Here is a 20,187-nt window from a genome sequence, read left to right on the forward strand (position 1 = left end):
GGCGTCCTCCGGGGGCCGCGCGGCGGGTGAGCCCGCGTGCCCAGTCTGCTTGGGGGCAGTGTAGGGACAGGCCTCTCACGGGCGGCTGACAGCGCGGCCACTTCAGCCGGGCCCAGCGGGCCACCCCCGGCCCTGTTTTACCGCAGGTTAGCGCACGCAGCCCGCGCGAATGCTGGCGGCCAGGGCGTCCACATCCTGACCGTTGGCGGCGGCGGTAATAAAGGCGCTGCCCACCACCACGCCGTCGGCCACCCCGGCCACCTGCCGGGCGGTGGCGGCGTCTTTGACCCCAAAGCCCACGGCGACCGGCACGCGGGCGTGCTGCCGCGCCAGGGCCAGCATGGCGGGCACCTCGCCCAGGGCCGCGCCTTCACGGGCGCCGGTCACGCCGGTCACGCTGACCGCGTACAGAAAGCCGGTGCAGGCCTGCGCCACCAGGGCCACGCGCGCCGGGGTGCTGGTGGGCGCAATCAGGAAAGTGACGGCTAGACCGTGCTCGGCGGCCAGATCGGCAATTTCCAGGTCCTGATCGGGGGGCAGGTCCGGCAGGATCAGGCCGTCCACACCGGCGCGCTGGGCCAGCCGCATGAATTCGCGCGGGCCCACGGCGTAGATGGGGTTTACATAGGTCATCACCACGATGGGCTTGTCGGTCCTGGCGCGCAGCTCGGCCACCAGGGCCAGGGAGTGGCGGGTGCTGGTGCCGCCCGCCAGGGCCTGCTCGCTGGCGCGCTGGATGGTGGGGCCGTCGCCCAGGGGGTCACTGTAGGGAATGCCCACTTCCAGAATGTCGGCGTGGGCCAGCAGCGTCTGCGCCAGGGCCGGGAAACCAGCGGCGGTGGGATAGCCGGCCGTCATGTAGGGAATGAAGGCGGCGCGGCCCTCTGTGCGGGCCTGCTCGAAAGCGGCGTGCAGGCGCGCGGCGCCGCGCGTGGGAGCCAGGGTGGTCATGCGTGCACCTCGGAAAGAAGGGACGGGGACAGCAGTTGGCCCGGTGTCTCGCCCACCGGGTCCTGCAGACTGAGCAGGCGCATGACCTCGGCCACGTCCTTGTCGCCCCGGCCCGAGAGGTTGACCACCACGGTCTGGTCCGGGCGCATGGTGCGGGCCAGTTCGACCGCGTGGTAAATGGCGTGGGCACTTTCCAGCGCGGGAATAATGCCTTCTAAGCGGGTCAGCAGCTGCAGGGCGTCTAGGGCCTGGGCGTCGGTGACGGGCACGTACTGCGCGGCGCCGGTCTGGGCGTACAGGCAGTGCTCGGGGCCAATCCCGGGGTAGTCCAGGCCCGCGCTCACCGAATGCGGCGGCACGATCTGGCCCTCGTCGTCGTTCAACAGGTACATCATGGCGCCGTGCAGCACACCGATGCGCCCACCGGCCACGCTGGCGGCGTGGCGCCCGGAGTCCACGCCTTCCCCGGCGGCCTCGGTGCCAATCAGGAGAGGCCGCTCTTCCTCGGGCAGGTAGGCAAAGGGCGCAAAGATGCCGATGGCGTTGCTGCCGCCGCCCACGCAGGCCACGATGGCGTCGGGCGCCGGGCGGCCCTCCAGGGCCTGGTGCTGCACCTTGAGTTCCTCGCCAATGACAGACTGAAAGTCGCGCACCATCGCCGGGTAGGGGTGCGGGCCCACCACGCTGCCCAGGATGTAAAAGGTGTCGCGCACGTTGGTGACCCAGTCGCGGATGGCCTCGTTGGTGGCGTCCTTGAGGGTGGCGGTGCCGGAGGTGACCTCGCGGACCTCGGCGCCCAGCAGCTTCATGCGAAAGACATTCAGGGCCTGACGGCGAATGTCCTCGGCGCCCATGTACACCACGCACGACAGGCCCAGCAGGGCGGCGGCGGTGGCGCTGGCCACGCCGTGCTGCCCGGCGCCGGTTTCGGCAATCACGCGCTTTTTGCCCATGCGCACGGCCAGCAGGGCCTGGGCCAGACAGTTGTTGATCTTGTGGGCGCCCGTGTAATTCTGGTCCTCGCGCTTGAGGTAAATCCTGGCGCCGCCCGCGTGTTCGGTGAGGCGCTGGGCAAGGTACAGGCCGCTGGGCCGCCCCACGAATTCACGCAGCAGGCGGTCCAGTTCTCCTAGGAAGGCCGGGTCGGTCTTGGCCGCCGCGTAGGCCGTTTCCAGCTCGTCGAGCGCCGGAATCAGCGTTTCGGGCACATACCGCCCGCCAAAACGGCCGAAGCGCCCGCGCGCGTCCGGCTGGGGGTAGGTGGGGAGCGTCAGGGGCATGGCCCCAGGGTAGGTGGGGACGGGCGAACGGGCGTTAGGGCAACTTAGACAGGTCATCTAAGTTTGTAGAAAAGGCCACCTTTGCCAGCTCGGCACGCCACAGGGGCAGCAGCTCGTCCAGGCCGACCTCGGCGGGCACAGGCCAGCCCAGGCTGCGGGCCAGTTCGGCCAAGACGCGGCCCGGGGCCTCGCCTCCTTCGCGCAGGGCTGACAGGGGCGGGGCGCCGCCGCGTTTGGCCAGCCGCTCGCCCCGGTAGTCATGCAGCAGCGGCACATGCAGGTAGCGGGGCGTGGGCAGTCCCAGCGCGCGCCCCAGGGCCACCTGCCGGGGCGTGGCGGTCCACAGGTCGGCGCCGCGCACCACATCGGTCACGCCGGCCTCGGCGTCGTCCACCACCACGGCGAGGTGGTAGGCGAAAACACCGTCGTTGCGCTGCAGCACGAGGTCACCCACCTCGCCCGGCAGGTGCTGGCACAGGGTCTGGTGGTTCAGGGCGTCGTGGGCGCAGACCACCTCGTCCGGCACGCGCCAGCGCTGCGCGGCGGGGCGGCCGGGGTGCGCGGTGCCTGCGCGGCACCTCCCCGGGTAAACGGGTTCAGCGCCGTGGGGCGCGCCGGCACTCGCCTGAATGGCCGCCTGCACCTCCTTGCGGGTGCAGGTGCAGGGGTAGGTGTCCAGCCGGGCCAGCGCCGCCGCGTACAGAGGGAGTCGGGCGGATTGAATAGCCTCCTCGTCCCAGTCCAGGCCCAGCCACTCCAGGTCGCGGCGGGTGAGGTCGTAGGCCCAGGGGCGCACGCGGCCGGTGTCCAGGTCTTCAAAGCGCAGGAGGTGGCGCCCCCCGTGCGCGCGGGTGTGCAGCCACGCCAGCAGCGCGGTGCGGGCGTTGCCCAGGTGCATGGCCCCGGTGGGGCTGGGGGCAAAGCGGCCCACCACGCTCATGGGGCCGCCACCTCGTCCCACAGGGCCAGCAGCACGCCGCCCACCACCGCCGCATACGCCAGAAACAGCACGAAGCGCCCCAGGGGATCGGCGGCGTCCAGCGCGTTCCACCCGCCCAGCAGCTGCCACCAGTCATGGGTGTCGGGGTCGCCAGTGATCAGCGGCAGGTCGCGCCTGGGGGCGTCGCGGATGTAGGCGGCCACCCCCGACAGCGAGTGCGCCAGCCACAGGGTGGTCAGGCCAGCGGCAAAGCGGTCGCCGCGCCACAGAAAGGCGGCGGCGCAGGCGCCCGGCACCAGCAGTTGCAGCAGGCTGCCGCCCAGCAGCATGAGGGTTTCTCCGGCGAACATCAGCAGCATGTGCCCGGCCTCGTGGAAAATGAGGTTCACGCCCGAGAGCCAGCCCGGGTTCAGCGGGTGCAGCACCCCGGGAACCGTGACCCACAGGGCGGCCAGCAGCCCCAGCAGGCGGCCAGCGCGCGCGGCCCCGCCCTTCACTTGCGGGCCCGGAGCCACGCCAGCAGCAGGTCTTCGACCAATTCGCTGACACTCTCGCCGCCGTCCTTTTTCACCTGTTTCCACACCGCGCGCACGGTTTCGCGGCGCAGGTACACGGGTTCCAGCGGCTCGCCGGCCGCCTGGGTGCGGCGCCCGTCGGGTTCGGGGGTCACCTTGCGGCGCTTGCCGGCCTTCTGGCCCTCTGTCAGATAGTCAAACCGGCCCACGCGCGTGCCCCGCCCCTACCAGAGTTCCTGGGCCAGCCGCAGGACGTCGCTCCAGGCGCTGGCGGAACGCTCGCCGGGCACGTCGCGCACCAGCACCCCGGCCTCGGCGGCGCGTTGAAAGGCGGCGTACTGGCGCACCACGGTGTTGCAGACGGTCAGGCCCGCCTCGCGCAGGTCCTCGCGGGCGTCCTCGGCGGCGTGGCCCACGGGCGGCACCCGGGTCAGGACCACGCGGGTCTTGCGCGCCGCGCCTTCCTCGTGCAGAAAATCCAGCAGTTCGCGGGTGGCGTCCAGTTCCAGGGCGCTCACGCCGCTGGGCACCAGCAGCAGGTCGGCGCGCCCGGCCAGCTGGCGCAGTTCCTTGCGCCTGGGGCGGCCCTCGGTGTCCAGCAGCAGCAGGTCGTAGCGGGCAAGTTTCTTGGGGCGCACGTCGTCGGCTTCCACCACCTCGAACGGCAGGGCACCCGCGCGCCGCGCCCAGCGCAGGCTGCTGCCCACGCGGCCGTCCTCGTCCACCAGCAGCGGCGTCAGACCCTGGGCGTGCGCGGCGCCCGCAAGGTGAACCGCCAGGGTGCTTTTGCCCACGCCGCCCTTTTCTGAGGTGATCGCCACGACCTTCATGCCGCCCCAGCGTACCAGAGGCCCTGCCCGCGCGGCATCATGGCGGGGTGACCCACCCGCTCAGCCCGCCGCAGCAACAGGAACTGGAACAGGCCCCGGTCTACTGGACCGCGCGCGCCATGCAGGAACAGGGCAGCCGCTTTTACCGCGCGCTGGGCGAGGCCCTGGAGGCGGCCGACGCCCAGAACCGCCGCCTGATTCTGCGGACGTGGCCGGCGGCCTGCTGGGACTTTTACGAGCGGGGCCGGCGCCTGGCCGCCGAGGCTGGCGAGGGCTGACCCCACAGGGCCAGCAGCAGTTCACGCAGCGCCGTCCGCACCAGCGCCCAGGCCGAGACAGGCCCGGCCCGGCGCAGCCGCGCGCGTTTGCGGGCGTGTGCGCGCCGGGCGGCGGGGTCCAGGCCCGGCTGGGGCTGACCCAGCAGCAGATATAGCAAGGTGGTCCAGGGGCGCATGGTGCCGGTACGGGCCTGCCCAGGGGCGCGTTCCCGTGGCCGCCCGCCCCTGCCCGGCGCGCAGGCGCTCTACACTGGGGCGCGATGAACCCCACCCTGCTGGCCGTATTTGCCCACCCCGACGACGAAGCCTTCAGCGTGGGCGGCACGCTGACCCACTACGCGCGCCAGGGGGTGCGGGTGGTGCTGGCCTGCGCCACCCGGGGCGAAGCGGGCAAGATCACCGTGCCCGGCATGACGGTGGACGACCTGGGCGCCCAGCGCGAACAGGAACTGCGCCGGGCCTGCGAGGCGCTGGAGATTGAGCCGCCGGTCTTTCTGGATTACCACGATTCCGGCCGGTACGAACGCACCCGCCACGACGACCCCCGCGCCCTGATGAACGTGGACCCCCTGAAGGTGGAGCCGAAGCTGCGCGACCTGATTGCCGACCTTCAGCCGCAGGTGATGGTGACTTTTGATCCGCACGGGGGCTACGGGCACATTGACCACCTGCAGATTCACCGGGCCGCCAGCGCCGCGTTTTTCAGCACCGGGCATCTGCCGGGCGGCGGGCCGCAGCGGCTGTACTACACCGCGCTGACCGTGCAGGCGGCGCAGAACCTGTCGCGCATGGGCGAGGGCCTGGACCCCCAGGTGTACGGCGTGTCGGAAGGCACGGTGGCCGTGCAGATTGACGTGGCCGCCTACGCCGAGAACAAGCGGGCCGCCCTCAAGGCCCACGGCACGCAGACGGGCGAACAGAGCGTGATGGGCAAGATGAGCGCCGAGGAGCGGCAGGCCATGGAAGCGATGCTGCTGGGCCACGAACGCTTCAGCCTGGGCGGCACCCGCACGGCCATACCCCAGTTCCCTCTGCGCGGGCTGTTTGACGGCCTTGCGGGGTTTGAGCATCTGAAGTAGAGGACTAGCCTGCCCGTCTGGAGCAACACTTCTCTTTCATTCAGGCCTTCCGGTTTGATCCGGCGCAGCAGGCCCTGACGTTGACGCGCGCGCCCTGGTCCAGCGAAGGTCAGACGACCGCAACGGACACGGGCGTTCAGGGTCTGCAGTGCAGTGTGGTGGATGCGGATGAACGCTCGGACCTTCCGTGGGGCATTCTGCGCCTTCAGACGCCGGGCCGCCCGCTGATCCGCACCACCGCCTGCGAAGTGACGTTGACCTTTGATCAGTTCACGCTGACGGAGCCGACCAGCAGCGGGGCCGAGCCAATGCGCTCTGCCGCGTCCCGCGCCACGTCCTGACCCCACAGCGATGCGGCCACATGCAGCGCCGCGTGTAGGGCGCCCAGTCCTGCGGGGGTGGTACACAGCCTTCCATCCGTCACGACCTGGCCGGGGCGCACGTCGGCGGGCGTAAAGCCCCAGAGCGTATCGGCCAGGTCGGTGGGGCCGCCCACCACGCGGCCGTCCAGGGTGCCGGCCTCGCCCAGCAGCAGCAGGCCGCTGCCGCTGGCGCCGGTGGGCAGCCCCGGGTGGGCCGCCAGGAACGCGCGCAGCAGGGGAGCGCGGGCCGCCTTGGCCGCGCCGGGGCCACCGGGCAGCAGCAGCGCCTGGGGCTCGGGCAGCGCGGCGTACAGCACATGCGGCGTCATGACCAGCCCGCCCGCCGTGATCACACTGATGCGCGAGCGGTTCACGGTGACGGCCACCTTGTCGCCGCCGCACAGCCGCAGCACGGTGACCATCAGCCCCAGTTCCAGTTCGCTGACGCCGTGGTACACCGGCAGCGCCACCACCGGGCCAGTCTGGGCGTCAGGTTCGGGGCCGTGGCCGGAAGCGGTCATGGGGGAGTCAGAGGCTGCAGGCGGTACTCGCGCCGCGCCAGGGGCGGGGCCACCTCGCCGTGGTCCAGCAGGTGCTGGGCGGCCTCTTCGGACAGGCGCTCCACGCGCAGCAGGTAGGCCAGGGCCGTCTGGCGGCTGTCAAAGCGCCGGGGGTGGGGGTCGCCTTCCACAAGCAGATCAAGCCAGGTGATCATAGGTCGCGCAGGTCCTCCCACAGCTGCCAGCCCACGCCCTCGGGGGTCACGTCCAGCAGGGGGCTGAGCTGCTCGCTGGCGGCGCTGGCGTCGGCGTGCAGGGCGTCGTTGCTGGGGCGGGTGTCGTACACGCGCAGCACCGTGAACTGGTAAAAGGCCTGCGAGGCCGTGGGCTCACCGTTCTCGAAAAAGGCAAACGGCGGATTGACGGCGTCCCACAGCACATGCGCCGCTTCCTGCTCGGTGTCCTCGGCGGCTTCCCGGGCGGGCAGGTCGAGTTCGTGGGGCAGAAACTGCTCCAGGTCGATATCGGCCTCCTGGGGATGCCACACGTAGCCCTGCAGCAGGCGCACGGCGGCGCGGCCCACGGGCTGCGGTTCACTGGTGCTCACGCGCCGTAGCATACCGGCTTTGGCCTGGGGCCGGCAGCAAACAAAGGGCCTGCCGCGCCCCCAGCGATTCTTCATGTGAAGGAGAGGCGACGCTCCTGGGACGGGTGATCGGGCAAGGGATGATACGGGACGCCTCTGATTCCAAAGCCTATTGGGGAGAGCGCGGGGGTGCTTTTCCCTCGCCAGAGTCCCCTATGTTCTCGTGTTCGCTCTGCGATACAGCTCTACGAGTCCGCTCAGGCTCGCCTGTGGCTCACCCGGGTTTCGTATGAGGCGGCTGAAGAGACAGGGCCATGTCCTGGCCCCGCAGCACCAAGGATGGGCAACGCCCAGGCCAGATGGGAGGTGCGCCAACCTCTTCAGGGCCGATGGAACCGTCCTGTCCCCCGCCACCCTCACCCCTCCAGCTCATCCCCACTGGGCGGAAACTGGGCCTGCTCATAGACCACCAGAGCGTCCGGCAGGGCCAGGGCACCTTGCGAGGTCACGCCCCAGTCGGCCAGCCAGCCCGCGCCGCCGGGCACCGTCAGCAGGGCCGCGCCCACCTCGCGCCATACCCCTGCGCGGAAGGGGGCCAGCGCGGGGTCGGCCAGGGCCGCGCGCAACCAGGGCAGCAGGGCGGGGCCGTCCTGCACGCTGGCGCCGGCTTCCAGGGCCAGCAGCTGGGCGTGCAGGCCCGGGTCGGCGGGGGCGGGGCCAGGGCCCACCCGGCGCAGCAGGGCGTGGGCGCGGTTCACCGCCGCCAGAGCCGTGTCCGGCTGGCCGGCGCGCAGGGCGGCCTCGGCGTGCAGGGCCAGGGCCTGGGCCTGTTCGTAGGGGTGGGCGGCCAGGGCCAGAGCGCTCTGGGTCAGGGTCAGGGCGCGCGCCGCGTCGGGCTCGGCCAGGGCGCGGCTCAGGCGCAGGTCCAGGGCCAGCAGGTGATCGCGGTCGGCGCCGCGCACCTCCCCGGCCAGCAGGGTGTCCAGCAGGGCGCGGGCGTGCACAAGGTCCGGGTGATCGCGCGTGGGGCCGGCCAGGGGCTGCAGGTAGGGGCGGCCCAGCCCGCGCGACAGGTAGGCCAGCGCGGTGCGGTAGCGGGTGCGCCGGGCGCGGTAGGCGGCCTCGGCGGGGCGGGCCTCGGGGCGCGCGAGCAGGTCCAGCGCCTGGGCGGCCCAGGTCAGGGCTTCATCGGGGCGGCCCAGGGCCAGCAGCAGGGGCACGCCCTCGGACAGCAGGCGGGCACGCGGGACCCCGTCGGCGTGGCGCCGGGGATCGGGGGGCACCAGGGCCAGGGCGCGGCGCAGGTCACGCAGGCCCGCCGCCGGGCGGCCCAGGCGGCGCCGGGCGGTGGCGGTGCGGGCCAGTACGCGCGCCTGCTCCTCGGGGGCGCTGCCGGCCTCCTGCAGGCGGGCGGCGGCGTCCTGCAGGGCAGCCAGGGCGGCGGCGGGCTGCCCCAGGCGCAGCAGCAGGTCGCCTTCCTGGTAGCGCGCCCGCGCCGAGAGCAAAGGACTGCCCGCCGGAACGGCCTGCAACGCGGCCAGGGCCTGGGTCCACTGCCCGGCATCCTTGGCGATCAGGCCGCGCCACAGCCACGCGCGGGGCCCCCCCTGCGCGGCGCGGGGGTCAGCAGCGGCCTGCGTGGCGGCCGTCAGGTCACCGCGCCAGCGGGCCAGCGCCGCCTGCACCAGCAGGGCGTCGGCCTGGGCAGCCATAGTCCAGGGATCAGGGCCCGCCATGCCGGTCACGTCCGGGTGGGCCAGCTGGGCCTGCGCGGCGTCCATATTGCCGTGTTCCAGGCTGCTTTCGGCCAGCTTCACGCGCGCCCAGGCCCGCACCGCCTGCCGGGCGGATTCCAGCAGGGTGAACAGGGCGTCGCGCAGGGTCACGGCGCCGTATTCGCCCCGCCCGGCGTGGTGCGCCACCACGGCGCGGGCCAGCAGGTCGCGGTGGTCGCCCCCGGGGGCGGCGCGCAGGGCGGGCCACAGGGGCGGCAGGTGCCGGGCGTCGTCCGGGTGGGCCTGCAGATGGGCGGCCAGCGCGCCCACGTCGCGCAGCGCGGCCCAGGCCGCCAGCCGGGCGGGGGCCAGGGCGGGGTCCTCGGTGTCGGCCAGGGCGCGCAGGGGGGCCACCTGCGCGGCGGGCAGAACACCGGGCCACGCGCCGCGCAGGGCCGCCGCCGGGCGGTAGCCGTCCGGGCCTGCCTCCAGCAGCAGCCGGGCGTGGGGGGGCAGCGTGGCCGGGTCATGGCCCAGGGCGGCGGCCAGCAGCGCGGCGGGCCAGGGGGCGGCCGGGTCGGGCAGGGCGGCGTGCAGGGCAGCGGTGGCCTCGGCAAGGCAGCGGGTGTCCGGGTCGCCCAGCAGCTCGGCGGGGCCAGCCCCCGCGCGGGCCAGCCGGGCCAGCAGCATCAGGCGCTCGGGACTGCGGCCCCCCTCCTGCACCAAGCGCTCGGCCTCGCCCCGCGTCACATTCAGGTGGCTCATCAGGTACGCGCGGGCCTCGGCTGGGGTGGGCGGGCGCAGTTCGATGCACTCGGCCGCGCTGGTCGGAGGGCAGTCGCCGTCCAGGGCCAGCAGCACCGCCACGCCCGCTGGCGCCCGCTCCAGCAGGTGCTGAATGGCCCAGGCCGCGCCGCCCAGGGCATCGCCGCTGCTGGCCCGGGGGGGGGCGCCGCTCCAGTGCAGGTCGCGCCCCACCCGCACCAGCAGGGCCCCCCGCGTGGGCAGGGCCCGCCGCGCCGCGTCCTGCTGGGCCTGCGCCTGCGCGGCGAACGAGGCCCCGGGCGGCGTGCCCAGCGGCAACACGCCTTGCAGGTCGCCCGAGAGCGTCAGCTGGGTCACGGGCAGCCCCTGGTCGCGCAGGGTGCGGGCCACCTGGGTAAGCAGCACGGTCTTGCCCGCCCCCGGGCGCCCGGCCACGATCAGGCGCGGCGCGCGGCTCGCCCGCACCCCGGCCACAAACTGACGGTAGGCGCGAATCTTGCTGCGGCCCAGCAGGTCCAGTTCGGGTGGCAGGGCCGGGCGAGGCGGAGGGGCCTCGGGCAGCGCGCAGCCCAGCTCCTGGGCGAGTTCTTGCAGGATGGCGCGCAGGGCGGCCTTGTCGGCCGGGGTGCCCACGCCCCGGTAGACGATGTTGCGCACGCTGCTGGGGCTGGCGCCGCGCGCGCGCATCTGGGTTTCCAGCCAGCGCAGGCTGCCGCGCGCCTGCCCGCCCGACGGGGGGGGCAGGTGGGCCCGCAACTGGGCCAGCGCCGCCCGGTAATCCACGCGGCCAGCCTACCGCGCGCACTGAACCGGGTTCAAGAAACGGGTGGGTCCACCGTTCCTGACGAAGCCGTCAGCTACCCGGGAGGGCAACTGTGTATACTCTGCCCAGCTTTCAACCCAGTCTATTTCCCCCCAGGAGGAACCCATGCGTACCCTTGCCCTGTCCATTGCCCTTGCCCTGTCCGTGACCGCCGCCGCCCAGAGCCAGCAGGCTGCCAAAGCCCTGTTTGACCAGGGCAAGTGGCAGGAAGCCGCCACTGCTGCTGCCGCCCTGAACACCGCCGACGGCCTCGCCCTGGCCGCCGAGGCCACCACGGCCGGCGCCGGCTTGGTGCCCGACAACCAGAAAAAGGCGCTGTTTGAAAAGGCCCAGAACTACGCTCGCCAGGCCATTGCCAAGGACAAGAACAACGCCGAGGCCTACTTTGAGCTGGCCCGCGCCCAGGGCCGTCTGGCGCAGTTCAGCGGCATTCTGCAGAGCCTGGGGCTGGCCGGCGACATGAAGAAGAACCTCGACACCGCCGTTCGCCTGAACCCCAAGCTGGCGGGCGCCTACGTGGCCCTGGGCCTGTGGCACGCCAACCTGATTGCCAAGGGCTTTATCGCCACCCGGGCGACCGGCGCCGACCGCAACCAGATCATCCCCAACTTTGAAAAAGCCATTGCGCTGGAGCCCAACGTGGCTGTTCACCGCATTGAGTACGCCAATGCCCTCCTGCTGCAGGGCAAGAAGGTCGAAGCCGCCGCCCAGCTGGAAAAGGCCCTGGCCATGAACGCCGACACCTTCTGGGAAAAGCGCAACGAAGCCGAGGCCCGCGCCACCCTGGCGAAGCTGAAGTAAGGTTGTGGGGAGGAGGTGGGGTGTGGGAGGAGACTTCCACACCCCACCTCCTCTGTCTTTTAGCCTGTTGGAAAAGCAGGGCCGTGCACATGACTCTCTGTCTTTTCCCACAACCCACACCCCACGTCCCACACCCCCTTACGCATTCAGCAGCTTCGCCGCGCCCGGCAGCACGCGCACCTGAATGTCGCTGACGCGGCCGTGCAGGTCACCGTCAAGGTGAATGCGCACCGGAGTGGCCCAGCGCACCCGGACCTCGCGCGCCGCCGTGTGGTGGGCCAAGGGGTGCGTAAGGTGGGTGCCGCGCAACACCCGGGCCATCAGGCCAGCCAGCTGCCGGCGGTTCATGGCGCCGCCCGCCACCACATTCAGGCAGCCGTCGCGCACATCCGACTGCGGGCTGATCCGAAAGCCCCCGCCGTAGCGCACGCCGTTCATGACCGCCACGATGGCGCTGGGGCCCGCGTAGAGCGGCTGCCCATCGGCCACGATGTCCACCTCGGCCAGTTGCAGGGCGCGCAGGGTGCTCAGGGCGGAATAGGCGTAGCGTGAAAAGCCGCGCAGGTGCGCAGGCGCGCGGTCCATGTTGGCGGTCACGTCAGAATCAAAGCCCATGCCCAGGCCATTGAGCAGCACGAAGCGGCGCCCGGCCTCGTCGCCGGCCAGAATGTCCAGCTGCAGGGCGTCCAGGGCGCGCGGCTGGTAGTTCAGGCGGTCCAGGGCTTCGGCAAAAGCGCCGGGTTTCAGGCCCAGCAGGCCAGCGAAATCGTTGCCGGTGCCCAGCGGCACAATCGCCAGGGGGCGCCCGGTGCCCACCACGGCCCCCAGCAGGGCGCCCACGGTGCCGTCGCCGCCCACGGCCATCACCGCCACTTCGGGGGGCAGGGCCTGCACGCGGGCCAGCGCGGCTTCACCGGACGCCTCCTGAATCACGGTGTGCTGCAGACCGCGCGCCTGCAATTCGCGCTGCAGGCGCGGCCATTCCCGGGCGGCCAGACCGCGCCCGGCCTGCGGATTCAGCACCACCGCCAGGGGTGGAAGGGGCGGAACGGGGCTGTCCTCATGGTTCACGGTCGGCCCAGCATAGAGCAAACCTTCATGCAGCGCGGTTCGGAGGAGTGGAGGGCGCTTGCTTGGGCGAGAGGAGGGTGCTGAAACGGCCAGCGCCCCTGGGCTTAAAGCGCGTCCGCAACGGTTCCAGGGGTTCGGCTGGATTTAAAAGTCCGTGTGGAGAGACAAGGGAGCCACCGTGGCCTCGCTCTTCTTGGAGGGACTCGGAGAACTAAGATGGACATAGCCGTTCAGGGCGACATTGCTTCTCTGACCGCCCTGGCCGACGGACAAACCTTTCTTGCCGTTGGCCCAGCTGGGTCAGGCGGCCTGATCCGCCCTGGCATGAAAGCTCGCCCCCACCCTTCTCAGACACACGCCTCGTCCACCTCAACTCAAGGCGGCTCTGTCTTCAGCTCTTAAACAATCGGGGTGCGCAACGCGCCCACGCCCTCCACTTCAACTTCCACCACGTCACCCGCTTGCAGCGGGCCCACGCCTTCCGGGGTGCCGGTGAGCACCACATCACCGGGCTCCAGGGTCACGTAGCGCGTCACGTACGCCAGAATCTGGGGCAGCGGGAAAATCATGTGCCGCGTGCGGCTGTCCTGGCGCACCTCGCCGTTCACGCGGGTCTGTACGCGCAGGTCGGCGGGGTCCAGGCCAGTGACCAAATGCGGCCCCAGGGGGCAAAAGCGGTCGGCGGCCTTGGCGCGGAACCACTGCAGGTCCGTCTTCTGCAGGTCGCGCGCCGTCAGGTCCAGGGCGCAGGTGTAGCCGGCCACGGCGCCCAGGGCCGCCCCTTCGCTCAGGTGGCGGGCGCGCTGGCCCATCACCACCGCCAGTTCACCCTCAAAGTGAAAGTTCTGGGTCCAGTCGGGCTTCTGCACCGCGCCGCCGGGCTCGGCCAGGGCGTTGGGGCCCTTCAGGAAAATGCCGGGCTCGGTGGGCAGGTCGCCCTTGTCGTTGCCCAGTTCGCGGATGTGGTCCAGGTAATTGCGGCCCACACACACGATCTTGGTGGGCTCAGCGGGGGCCAGCAGGGCGGCCGGGTCGTAGGGGGCTGTCTGCCCGGTGCGGGCGCCCAGCATGCCGACGCGCAGATGCACGCGCTCGCCGTCCAGCTCGCCCCAGCAGGGCTGGCCCTGCCATGTCATGCGGATCAGTTGCATGCGGGCAGGATAGCGGCCCTCCACAGCGGAACCCAACGCTGCCCCGGGGCGACCTCACCGCCTTTGGACGTGAGTGGCCGCAGTGGACAGGGGCCGCCACTGTCAGTCCAGGCTGTCGGCTTCTTCGAGGGTCACGTTTTCCAGGCCCTCGGGGTCCAGCAGGGTTACGGTCTGGCCGTTGCTTTTCAGAAGGCGCTGGCCTTCCAGCTTGCGCATCACGCGCGAGACAGTTTCGCGGGAGCTGGAAATGCGGCTCATGATGTCCTGGGTAGACATCGGCAGCACTTCCGGCTGCGGCACGCCCGCCTGCACGCGCTGGCGGTAGAGGTTGGTGAACACATGACTCAGGGCCGCTTCGGTGTTCAGGCCGAAGGCGATCAGTTCGTCGTTCAGGTGGGTCACGCGGCGCACGAGCATCACGCTGAGGTTCCACAGCACGTCCGGGTGGCGGCGCAAAATCTGCTTGAAGTGCGTGCGGTAAAGCATCAAAGTGGTCACGTCGGTCTGGGCCACCACGGTGGCGCTGCGCTCGCCGCCGCCCAGCACGGCCGTTTCACCGATCACGCCGGGCGCGTACACGTCGCCCATGACGCGCTCGCGGCTGCCCAGGCTGATCCGACTGACCCGCACCACGCCGCGCGTCAGGATGTGCAGGGCCTCGCCCTCGGCGTCCTGTTCCAGGATGGTCTGCCCGGGGCGGTAGTGCCGCTCGGTGATGACCTGCAGCGCTTCCTGCAGGGCCTCAGCGGGCACGTTGTGGAAGAGAAAGGATGCTTTCAGATCGTCCAGGCGCGCCATCAGGGGCTTATCCTAGCGTGCCTGGGCAGCGGGCCACAACGCCCGCCCTTCTTCATGCAGGGGCCATGAGCTACCATGCGCCGCGTGTCTCTGCCCCCCCCCGCCCTGATGGCCCGCGACCTCACGCAGGCGTACGGCAGCCTGCAGGTGCTGCGTGGCGTAGGTCTGGACGTGGCCCAGGGCGAGGTGGTGGCCGTCACCGGGCCGTCGGGCAGCGGCAAGAGCACGCTGCTGCACCTGCTGGGCGGGCTGGATACGCCGCAGGGCGGCGAGGTGTGGTGGGCGGGCGAACGGGTGGACACCCTGGGCACCCAGGTGCGCGCCGCGCGGCGGGCGGGGCAACTGGGGCTGGTGTTTCAGCATCACTACCTGCTGGACGACCTGAGTGTGCTGGACAACGTGCTGATTCCCTGTCGCCTGTCGGGCCGGGGCGACGAGGCGCGGGCGCGGGACCTGCTGGCGCGGGTGGGCCTGGGCGGGCGCGAGGCCGACCTGCCCGGGGTACTGAGTGGCGGTGAGCGCCAGCGGGTGGCGGTGGCCCGCGCCCTGGCCGCCCGCCCCGCCGCCGTGCTGGCCGACGAACCCACCGGCAGCCTGGACCGCGCCAATGCCCAGGCGGTGGCCGCGCTGCTGGTGGCCCTGGCGCGCGAGGAAGCAGCCGGGGTGCTGCTGGTCACCCACGACGAGCGGCTGGCCCGCCACGCCGACCGCACGCTGCACCTGCTGGACGGCCAGTTCACCGATGCAGCGCCGGATTTCGCGTAGGGTCAGGAGAAGACCGGGCGCCCAGAGGTCTGGGGAAAGAAATCTTTGGAGGTCAGCTGAGGTCGGCAGAGTGTTCGACCTGCGCTGCGCCCGTTCTGCGCGTGCAATTCGCTCAGGCACGCCGGGCCTTGGCGGCCGTCTCCCGCACGGCCTGGGTGAGCAGGTAGCCAAAGCCGGCGCGTTCAATCCGCTCCACCAGTTCAGGCACCGTCTGACCCAGTACTGCCGCCGCCTGGCCCAGATGCCACTCGTGGGTGGCGAGCTGGTGCAGCAGATAGGCCCGCCGGGTCTGGGCCGCCGACAGTTGAAAGGTTTTGAGGTACAGCACCTCGCCATCCGGGCGGCGCAGGCGCTCGCCGATGTGGTTGATCTGGGCCGGATTCAGGTCGGTGACAAAACGGTCGAGTTCCAGGGTTCCGGCTGAATACACGGGCTCGGTCATCAGAGAGCGGCCCAGCAGGTCGCGCAGCAGTTCCGTCTGCACGAAGGTGGCCCAGTCGCGGCGGACGGCGGCCAGGGCCACGCGCAGGTCAGCCACGGTGCGCGCCGCGTCAAACTGGGGCGTGGCCTCGAGCAGCGGCGGTTCGGGATACACCGCCGCATACCGCAGCACGAGGTCACCGTACAGGTCGGCCAGCAGCGTGCGGTGCAGCTGGCGGTAATCGGCGGCCGACGGCACCACGAACGCTGAAGCCAGCTGCTCGCCGGTATACACCAGCATCCCCACCTGCTTGTCGTGGAGTTCAAAGGTGCGCAGGGCATCCTCGAAGCCCGGCAGCAGGTTGCCCGGCACACCCGATTCCGTACGCACCCCCAGGCCAGCGCGCAGAAAGTCGCGCGACAGCTCCTTCCAGGCCACGCGCGGCGGGCCAAAGTGCAGGGCCAGCAGGCCTTCCAGCGCAAGGTGCAGCGGCAGAAAGCGCAGGCCGCTTCCCTCGCGCCGGCGCAGCCGGTCCACCAGTTCCAGCCGGCGCCAGCCTTCACGCGGGCGGCCCACCTGCCCCCCCAGGGCCACCTCGGGAGGGCGGCCCTCTCCCCAGTCCAGGTGCAGGGCGTGGGGCACAAAGGCCACGTACTGGGTCCCGTCGGGCAGGGCCACGGCCTTCACGTCCCGCGACAGGGGCTGCAGGGTCAGGCGCACGTCCTCGCAGGGGCGGTCGCGCAGCAGCGGCACCAGCCGAAAGGCGCCGCGCACCTGGGCCGGGGCAGGGGTCAGGCCTTCAAGGGTCAACATGGGCTTCTCCGGGGTTCAGGAAGGCGCGCACGCGCTCCAGCAGGTACGTTTCCAGGTCCGAGACCTCGGCGCCGCCTGCCGCAAAGTGGGCAAAACCCAGGGCGGTGGGCAGATCATCGGCGTCGCGCAGCCCCACGGCGGGCAGGTCGGGGCTCAGGCTGCGCACCGTCAGCATCTCGGCATCGAAGACGGGGTTCACGTGCAGCACCTTCAGCGCCGGACACAGCCGCCGGGCGGCGCGCAGGGCCGCGTGGAAGACGCCGGGCGGATCGTTCTCCACCCCGTCGGAGACCACGAGCACCGTCTGCGCGCCCCAGTTCAGAGCGTCCAGCAGCCGTTCGGTCAGATTGGTCTGCCCAGCCGCCTGCACCAGAAGAGAAGAGGCGGTGGGCTGGGTCCAGAAAGCGCGGTAGGTGCCAGCCGGGCACCCGGCGCGCAGCAGCAGATCGGTGGCCAGGGCCAGCGCCAGGGGGCGGCGGCGCTTCTCACGGGACCCCGAGGCGGAATAGGAATTGTCCAGCACCGCCGCCACCCGGCCCGGTGAAAGAGGAAGCGGCGCCCTGTGCAGCACGGCCTGGGCGGCGCGGCCAAGCCAGTCTTCCAGTTCGGCGGCGCGGGCTTGCCGTTCGGTCAGCGGCAGGCCCAGCACGTACAGACACAGGGCCGTCAGGGGCAGGCGCTCCGGGCGCACCTCCACCACCGCCGCACTGCGGCGCTGCACACGCAGCCGCTCGCCTTCCGTCAGGCGGGCGGTCATGCGCCCGGCCAGTTCCTGCGGGGGAATTCCGTGCCGGGCGGCCAGGCCCTGGGCCACGCTGTAGGGCAGCGCATAGACCGCCTGGGCGCTGTAGCGGGCCTGGCGATAGGTTTCCAGCAGCGGCGTGCGAAAAGCGCGGCGAAAGGTGCCGAACAGGAACTCCGGCAGTTCGCCGCCCAGGTGAAGGTGGGCGTGCAGGGCTGCTGCGCGCACGAAGCGGCGGTATTTGACCGCCTGAAACGTCAGGTCCCGCTGCCCAGCCATGTGGGCCCGCACCAGGGCGCGCGTGCGCCGGTTGTTCACCCGTTCCCGGCGCAGGCGCGCCAGCACTTTCCAGCTGCGCTGCGGTGGCAGGCGGCGCAGGGCGGCCCCCAGCAGCGCGTTTTCCTCGGCGCGGAAGTCAGGCGGGGTTTCGCGGCCCGTGCGCAGCAGGTTCACGATAATTTCGGCGGCGTTGAAATCGTTCACGCCTGCCGCCAGGGTGCGCGCATACAGGCGCCGGTAGTTGCCCAGAATGTAGGCGTGCAGAAACTGCACACTGACCCGCTGTTCGTCGGCGGTGTGGTAGAACTCCCGCTGCCCACTGCAGGCAAACGCGGCGTTCAGAAACAGGATCAGGTCTTCGCGGGCAATGGTGTCGTGGCTGGGCATGGGGGTCCCCTCCCTGGGACCAGCATGGGGGAGTGCCGAGGGGGGGACATGCAGAACGCCGCCCGGGGAAGGGCGGCGTGACGGCAAGGGGCAACCTCCAAAGGGATGTCTCGGAAGTCACGCCAGAGTCCCACAGGCAGCGTTCCGTGTTCCACTGTAGAGCACGGCGGGCCCAGAGCGACCCGCCAGATGACGGAGGGCCAGCTGCCGCAATGGCGCAGCGGGAGGCTCCTCGTTACGTCGTGCGTGCGGCCCGTGCGTAGGGCGCCGGCAGTTCCAGCGGTGCCCCCAAAAGTTGCGCCGCCGCCTGGGCCCAGTGGGGATCGCCCAGCAGGGGGCGGCCCAGGGCGATCAGGTCGGCGTGGCCGTTTTGTAGCAGGCCCTCGGCGCGCTCTGGGGTGTCAATCATGCCCACCGCCATCACGGCGAGGTCCGGCACGGCGGCCTTCACCTGGGCGGCCAGCGGCGATTGATACGCGGGGCCCACCGGAATCTGCTGCGCCGGGGTCAGGCCGCCGCTGCTGATGTCCAGGGCGTCCACCCCCTCGCGCGACAGCAGGTCGGCCAGGGCCAGCGTCTGGTCCAGGTCCCAGCCGCCCTCGGCCCAGTCGGTGGCGGACAGGCGCACGAACAGCGGTTTGTGGTAGGGCCACGCTTCACGCACCGCGCGGGTCACCTCCAGCAGCAGGCGCACGCGGTGTTCAAAGGGGCCGCCGTAGGCGTCGGTGCGGCTGTTCGAGAGCGGGGAGAGAAACTGGTGCAGCAGGTAGCCGTGCGCGGCGTGAATTTCCACGGCGTCAAAGCCGGCAATCTCGGCGCGGCGGGCGGCGCGGGCAAAGGCGGCGGGCACAGCGGCCAGATCATCGGCCGTCATGGGGGTGGGGGTGCGCAGCGCCTCTGTGTAGGGCTGGTCGTCCGGGCCCAGCACCGCCCAGCCGCCGCGCTCGTCGGGCACGGCGCCGCGCCCGCGCCAGGGGGCGTAGGTGCTGGCCTTGCGCCCCGCGTGCGCCAGTTGCACGCCAATGCGCCCGCCCTGGGCATGCACAAAGTCCGTCACGCGGCCCAGCGCCGTGATGTGCCGGTCGTCCCATAGCCCCAGGTCCTCGGGGCTGATGCGGCCTTCGGGGCTGACCGCCGTGGCTTCGGTAAAAATGAGCCCAGCGCCGCCCAGGGCGTACTGGCCCAGGTGTACCAGATGAAAGTCGTTGGCTAAGCCCTGTTGGGCCGAATACATGCACATGGGCGAGACCACCACGCGGTTGGGCAGCGTCAGGCCGCGCACCTTGAGGGGGCGGAATAACAGGGGATCGGCGGTCATGGCGCCAGCCTAGTGCCGCTGGCCTGCCAGCCGCCAGGGGCGCCGGGTTTACGGAAAACAGAGGGTGAACAGGAGGGCCGAGGCCAGAGGGTGTCATCGGAGCGGATGGGCAGGGTGGGGGAAGTGGGGACCGATGCGCTTTGAGCCTGTGGGAGGACCGAAAGGAAGCCACTTTGAGCCTTGCCGCCGGGTGCCGTTGCGAGTTGCTGTCGAAACGCCGGTAACCCGAGCAGGTCCACATGTCTTTGCCAAGGCGGGCGATGACCTCTTCCCTCTTGCGTCTTGCCATCCAAACTGGACCGGGAGAGCTGCGCCGCACGGCAAGGCACGTTCCAGACGATGCCGTTCTGGTCTTCACTGCTGATTGCCGTTAGAACTCCCCGGTCCACCGCACAGTCGGTAGCCCTCATTCCCTACCCGCCCGTGCGCCGTGCCTGCCACGCCGCATGCGCCGCCTGGGCCAGGTCGGCGGCCAGGGTCCAGAAAGCCGCTTCCTGCTCCAACAACGCCCCAGCTGTGGCCGCGCCGCGCCGGGGCTGTCGGTACGGCACCGCCTCCAGGCGCGGCAGGAGGGTCCAGTGGGGGGCCCGGGCCACCGCTGCCTGTGCCGCTTGCAGGGCCACCTCCTCGGCTACGGCCTGCGCTGCCGTCACCAGCGCCCCGTAGGCCGCCGAGAGCCGCTGCACCGCGCGCACGTCCGGCGCGTACACCCAGGGGCCGTGCTCGCCCAGCAGGGCCAGAAACCCGGTCCATTCGCTGCGCAGCAGGGCCGCCGGGACCGCGCGCGGCCCCAAGTCGCGCGGCAGCCAGGGCCGCACGCCCAGCAGGTCGGGGGCCAGGGTGCGCTCGCCCGCCAGCTCGGCGCCGATCCGCGCGGCGGCCCCTGGCGAGTCGAGGTCGCGTAGTTCAGTGAGGTGCGAAAGTTGGGCGCGGCCGGCCGGGCTTAGGGGCAACGCGCGGGGACGCGGCTGGCCCAGGGCGGCCCAACGGTCCAGGGTCATGGGCGGGGCACGGGCA

At 71.6% G+C, this 20,187-nt stretch carries 22 protein-coding genes; 4 read left to right on the plus strand and 18 right to left on the minus strand.

From position 1 onward, the window contains the following. Positions 1 to 147: 147 nt before the first annotated feature. From trpA to K7W41_RS01675, 6 genes are read right to left on the minus strand one after another with little or no spacing between them, the layout of a single operon-like run. Positions 148 to 951: a tryptophan synthase subunit alpha gene (gene trpA, locus K7W41_RS01650; protein WP_224604040.1), complete on the minus strand. Its 804-nt coding sequence runs from the start codon at positions 949 to 951 to the stop codon at positions 148 to 150. Continuing rightward, positions 948 to 2,231, minus strand: coding sequence for a tryptophan synthase subunit beta (gene trpB / locus K7W41_RS01655; protein ID WP_224604041.1), 1,284 nt, complete (start codon positions 2,229 to 2,231; stop codon positions 948 to 950). The genes trpA and trpB overlap by 4 nt, the downstream gene beginning before the upstream one ends. A gap of 34 nt (positions 2,232 to 2,265) precedes the next feature. Further along, positions 2,266 to 3,171 carry a tRNA glutamyl-Q(34) synthetase GluQRS gene (gene gluQRS / locus K7W41_RS01660; RefSeq protein WP_224604042.1) on the minus strand — a complete coding sequence of 302 codons (906 nt, stop codon included), beginning with the start codon at positions 3,169 to 3,171 and terminating at the stop codon, positions 2,266 to 2,268. Next, the gene (locus tag K7W41_RS01665) at positions 3,168 to 3,686 is read right to left on the minus strand and encodes a hypothetical protein (RefSeq protein WP_224604043.1); all 519 of its coding nucleotides are present in this window, start codon (positions 3,684 to 3,686) and stop codon (positions 3,168 to 3,170) included. The genes gluQRS and K7W41_RS01665 overlap by 4 nt, the downstream gene beginning before the upstream one ends. After that, positions 3,665 to 3,895: a hypothetical protein gene (locus K7W41_RS01670; protein WP_224604045.1), complete on the minus strand. Its 231-nt coding sequence runs from the start codon at positions 3,893 to 3,895 to the stop codon at positions 3,665 to 3,667. The genes K7W41_RS01665 and K7W41_RS01670 overlap by 22 nt, the downstream gene beginning before the upstream one ends. 15 nt (positions 3,896 to 3,910) lie before the next feature. Next, positions 3,911 to 4,516 carry a ParA family protein gene (locus K7W41_RS01675; RefSeq protein WP_224604047.1) on the minus strand — a complete coding sequence of 202 codons (606 nt, stop codon included), beginning with the start codon at positions 4,514 to 4,516 and terminating at the stop codon, positions 3,911 to 3,913. A gap of 47 nt (positions 4,517 to 4,563) precedes the next feature. On the opposite strand from K7W41_RS01675, the gene K7W41_RS01680 reads away from it, so the two are divergent. Beyond that, the gene (locus tag K7W41_RS01680; protein ID WP_224604572.1) at positions 4,564 to 4,794 is read left to right on the plus strand and encodes a hypothetical protein; all 231 of its coding nucleotides are present in this window, start codon (positions 4,564 to 4,566) and stop codon (positions 4,792 to 4,794) included. Here the strand turns inward: K7W41_RS01680 and K7W41_RS01685 are convergent. Further along, positions 4,749 to 4,970: a hypothetical protein gene (locus K7W41_RS01685; RefSeq protein WP_224604050.1), complete on the minus strand. Its 222-nt coding sequence runs from the start codon at positions 4,968 to 4,970 to the stop codon at positions 4,749 to 4,751. The genes K7W41_RS01680 and K7W41_RS01685 overlap by 46 nt on opposite strands. An 84-nt stretch (positions 4,971 to 5,054) precedes the next feature. Between K7W41_RS01685 and K7W41_RS01690 the strand changes: the two genes are divergently transcribed. Next, positions 5,055 to 5,873 carry a PIG-L deacetylase family protein gene (locus K7W41_RS01690; protein WP_224604053.1) on the plus strand — a complete coding sequence of 273 codons (819 nt, stop codon included), beginning with the start codon at positions 5,055 to 5,057 and terminating at the stop codon, positions 5,871 to 5,873. 265 nt (positions 5,874 to 6,138) lie between these two features. Here K7W41_RS01690 and K7W41_RS01695 read toward each other — a convergent pair whose 3' ends face one another. The 4 genes from K7W41_RS01695 to K7W41_RS01710 form a co-directional block, all read right to left on the minus strand. Then, positions 6,139 to 6,756 carry a DJ-1/PfpI family protein gene (locus tag K7W41_RS01695; protein ID WP_224604057.1) on the minus strand — a complete coding sequence of 206 codons (618 nt, stop codon included), beginning with the start codon at positions 6,754 to 6,756 and terminating at the stop codon, positions 6,139 to 6,141. Next, positions 6,753 to 6,950: a hypothetical protein gene (locus tag K7W41_RS01700; protein WP_224604058.1), complete on the minus strand. Its 198-nt coding sequence runs from the start codon at positions 6,948 to 6,950 to the stop codon at positions 6,753 to 6,755. The genes K7W41_RS01695 and K7W41_RS01700 overlap by 4 nt, the downstream gene beginning before the upstream one ends. Next, the gene (locus K7W41_RS01705; RefSeq protein ID WP_224604059.1) at positions 6,947 to 7,354 is read right to left on the minus strand and encodes a DUF3208 domain-containing protein; all 408 of its coding nucleotides are present in this window, start codon (positions 7,352 to 7,354) and stop codon (positions 6,947 to 6,949) included. The genes K7W41_RS01700 and K7W41_RS01705 overlap by 4 nt, the downstream gene beginning before the upstream one ends. A gap of 383 nt (positions 7,355 to 7,737) precedes the next feature. Beyond that, the gene (locus K7W41_RS01710; RefSeq protein WP_224604060.1) at positions 7,738 to 10,584 is read right to left on the minus strand and encodes a helicase HerA-like domain-containing protein; all 2,847 of its coding nucleotides are present in this window, start codon (positions 10,582 to 10,584) and stop codon (positions 7,738 to 7,740) included. Between the two features lie 145 nt (positions 10,585 to 10,729). Between K7W41_RS01710 and K7W41_RS01715 the strand changes: the two genes are divergently transcribed. Further along, complete coding sequence (locus tag K7W41_RS01715) at positions 10,730 to 11,425, plus strand: hypothetical protein (RefSeq protein WP_224604061.1); 696 nt, start codon at positions 10,730 to 10,732, stop codon at positions 11,423 to 11,425. A gap of 138 nt (positions 11,426 to 11,563) precedes the next feature. Here K7W41_RS01715 and K7W41_RS01720 read toward each other — a convergent pair whose 3' ends face one another. From K7W41_RS01720 to K7W41_RS01730, 3 genes are all read right to left on the minus strand, one after another. Further along, positions 11,564 to 12,496 carry a diacylglycerol/lipid kinase family protein gene (locus K7W41_RS01720; RefSeq protein WP_224604062.1) on the minus strand — a complete coding sequence of 311 codons (933 nt, stop codon included), beginning with the start codon at positions 12,494 to 12,496 and terminating at the stop codon, positions 11,564 to 11,566. A gap of 398 nt (positions 12,497 to 12,894) precedes the next feature. Further along, entirely contained in the window at positions 12,895 to 13,647 is a 753-nt protein-coding gene (locus tag K7W41_RS01725; RefSeq protein WP_224604063.1) for a fumarylacetoacetate hydrolase family protein, read from the minus strand. A 102-nt stretch (positions 13,648 to 13,749) separates the two neighbouring features. Continuing rightward, the gene (locus K7W41_RS01730; protein ID WP_221088882.1) at positions 13,750 to 14,445 is read right to left on the minus strand and encodes a Crp/Fnr family transcriptional regulator; all 696 of its coding nucleotides are present in this window, start codon (positions 14,443 to 14,445) and stop codon (positions 13,750 to 13,752) included. A gap of 75 nt (positions 14,446 to 14,520) precedes the next feature. Here K7W41_RS01730 and K7W41_RS01735 point away from each other — a divergent pair, with 75 nt between their 5' ends. After that, positions 14,521 to 15,210, plus strand: coding sequence for an ABC transporter ATP-binding protein (locus tag K7W41_RS01735; RefSeq protein WP_221088883.1), 690 nt, complete (start codon positions 14,521 to 14,523; stop codon positions 15,208 to 15,210). Positions 15,211 to 15,322: 112 nt separating this feature from the next. On the opposite strand, the gene K7W41_RS01740 is transcribed toward K7W41_RS01735, so the two are convergent. From K7W41_RS01740 to K7W41_RS01755, 4 genes are all read right to left on the minus strand, one after another. After that, the gene (locus tag K7W41_RS01740; protein ID WP_224604064.1) at positions 15,323 to 16,444 is read right to left on the minus strand and encodes an ARPP-2 domain-containing protein; all 1,122 of its coding nucleotides are present in this window, start codon (positions 16,442 to 16,444) and stop codon (positions 15,323 to 15,325) included. Further along, on the minus strand, positions 16,431 to 17,852 hold the full coding sequence (locus tag K7W41_RS01745; protein WP_224604065.1) for a hypothetical protein: 1,422 nt from the start codon (positions 17,850 to 17,852) through the stop codon (positions 16,431 to 16,433). Before K7W41_RS01745 ends, K7W41_RS01740 begins: the two co-directional genes overlap by 14 nt. A 235-nt stretch (positions 17,853 to 18,087) precedes the next feature. Beyond that, positions 18,088 to 19,170 carry an NADH:flavin oxidoreductase/NADH oxidase gene (locus K7W41_RS01750; protein ID WP_224604066.1) on the minus strand — a complete coding sequence of 361 codons (1,083 nt, stop codon included), beginning with the start codon at positions 19,168 to 19,170 and terminating at the stop codon, positions 18,088 to 18,090. A 413-nt stretch (positions 19,171 to 19,583) separates the two neighbouring features. Next, on the minus strand, positions 19,584 to 20,171 hold the full coding sequence (locus tag K7W41_RS01755; RefSeq protein ID WP_224604068.1) for a hypothetical protein: 588 nt from the start codon (positions 20,169 to 20,171) through the stop codon (positions 19,584 to 19,586). Positions 20,172 to 20,187 lie beyond the last annotated feature (16 nt).

The organism is Deinococcus multiflagellatus (genome assembly GCF_020166415.1).
Lineage (GTDB): Bacteria > Deinococcota > Deinococci > Deinococcales > Deinococcaceae > Deinococcus > Deinococcus multiflagellatus.

Bases quoted from the DNA above. Each gene is read 5' to 3' on its own strand.
- K7W41_RS01730 (WP_221088882.1), bottom strand. From the start codon at position 14,445: ATGGCGCGCCTGGACGATCTGAAAGCATCCTTTCTCTTCCACAACGTG.
- K7W41_RS01735 (WP_221088883.1), top strand. From the start codon at position 14,521: ATGCGCCGCGTGTCTCTGCCCCCCCCCGCCCTGATGGCCCGCGACCTC.
- K7W41_RS01750 (WP_224604066.1), bottom strand. From the start codon at position 19,170: ATGACCGCCGATCCCCTGTTATTCCGCCCCCTCAAGGTGCGCGGCCTG.
- K7W41_RS01715 (WP_224604061.1), top strand. From the start codon at position 10,730: ATGCGTACCCTTGCCCTGTCCATTGCCCTTGCCCTGTCCGTGACCGCC.
- trpB (WP_224604041.1), bottom strand. From the start codon at position 2,231: ATGCCCCTGACGCTCCCCACCTACCCCCAGCCGGACGCGCGCGGGCGC.
- K7W41_RS01690 (WP_224604053.1), top strand. From the start codon at position 5,055: ATGAACCCCACCCTGCTGGCCGTATTTGCCCACCCCGACGACGAAGCC.
- gluQRS (WP_224604042.1), bottom strand. From the start codon at position 3,171: ATGAGCGTGGTGGGCCGCTTTGCCCCCAGCCCCACCGGGGCCATGCAC.
- trpA (WP_224604040.1), bottom strand. From the start codon at position 951: ATGACCACCCTGGCTCCCACGCGCGGCGCCGCGCGCCTGCACGCCGCT.
- K7W41_RS01700 (WP_224604058.1), bottom strand. From the start codon at position 6,950: ATGATCACCTGGCTTGATCTGCTTGTGGAAGGCGACCCCCACCCCCGG.
- K7W41_RS01675 (WP_224604047.1), bottom strand. From the start codon at position 4,516: ATGAAGGTCGTGGCGATCACCTCAGAAAAGGGCGGCGTGGGCAAAAGC.
- K7W41_RS01745 (WP_224604065.1), bottom strand. From the start codon at position 17,852: ATGCCCAGCCACGACACCATTGCCCGCGAAGACCTGATCCTGTTTCTG.
- K7W41_RS01705 (WP_224604059.1), bottom strand. From the start codon at position 7,354: ATGCTACGGCGCGTGAGCACCAGTGAACCGCAGCCCGTGGGCCGCGCC.
- K7W41_RS01740 (WP_224604064.1), bottom strand. From the start codon at position 16,444: ATGTTGACCCTTGAAGGCCTGACCCCTGCCCCGGCCCAGGTGCGCGGC.
- K7W41_RS01725 (WP_224604063.1), bottom strand. From the start codon at position 13,647: ATGCAACTGATCCGCATGACATGGCAGGGCCAGCCCTGCTGGGGCGAG.
- K7W41_RS01685 (WP_224604050.1), bottom strand. From the start codon at position 4,970: ATGCGCCCCTGGACCACCTTGCTATATCTGCTGCTGGGTCAGCCCCAG.
- K7W41_RS01755 (WP_224604068.1), bottom strand. From the start codon at position 20,171: ATGACCCTGGACCGTTGGGCCGCCCTGGGCCAGCCGCGTCCCCGCGCG.
- K7W41_RS01695 (WP_224604057.1), bottom strand. From the start codon at position 6,756: ATGACCGCTTCCGGCCACGGCCCCGAACCTGACGCCCAGACTGGCCCG.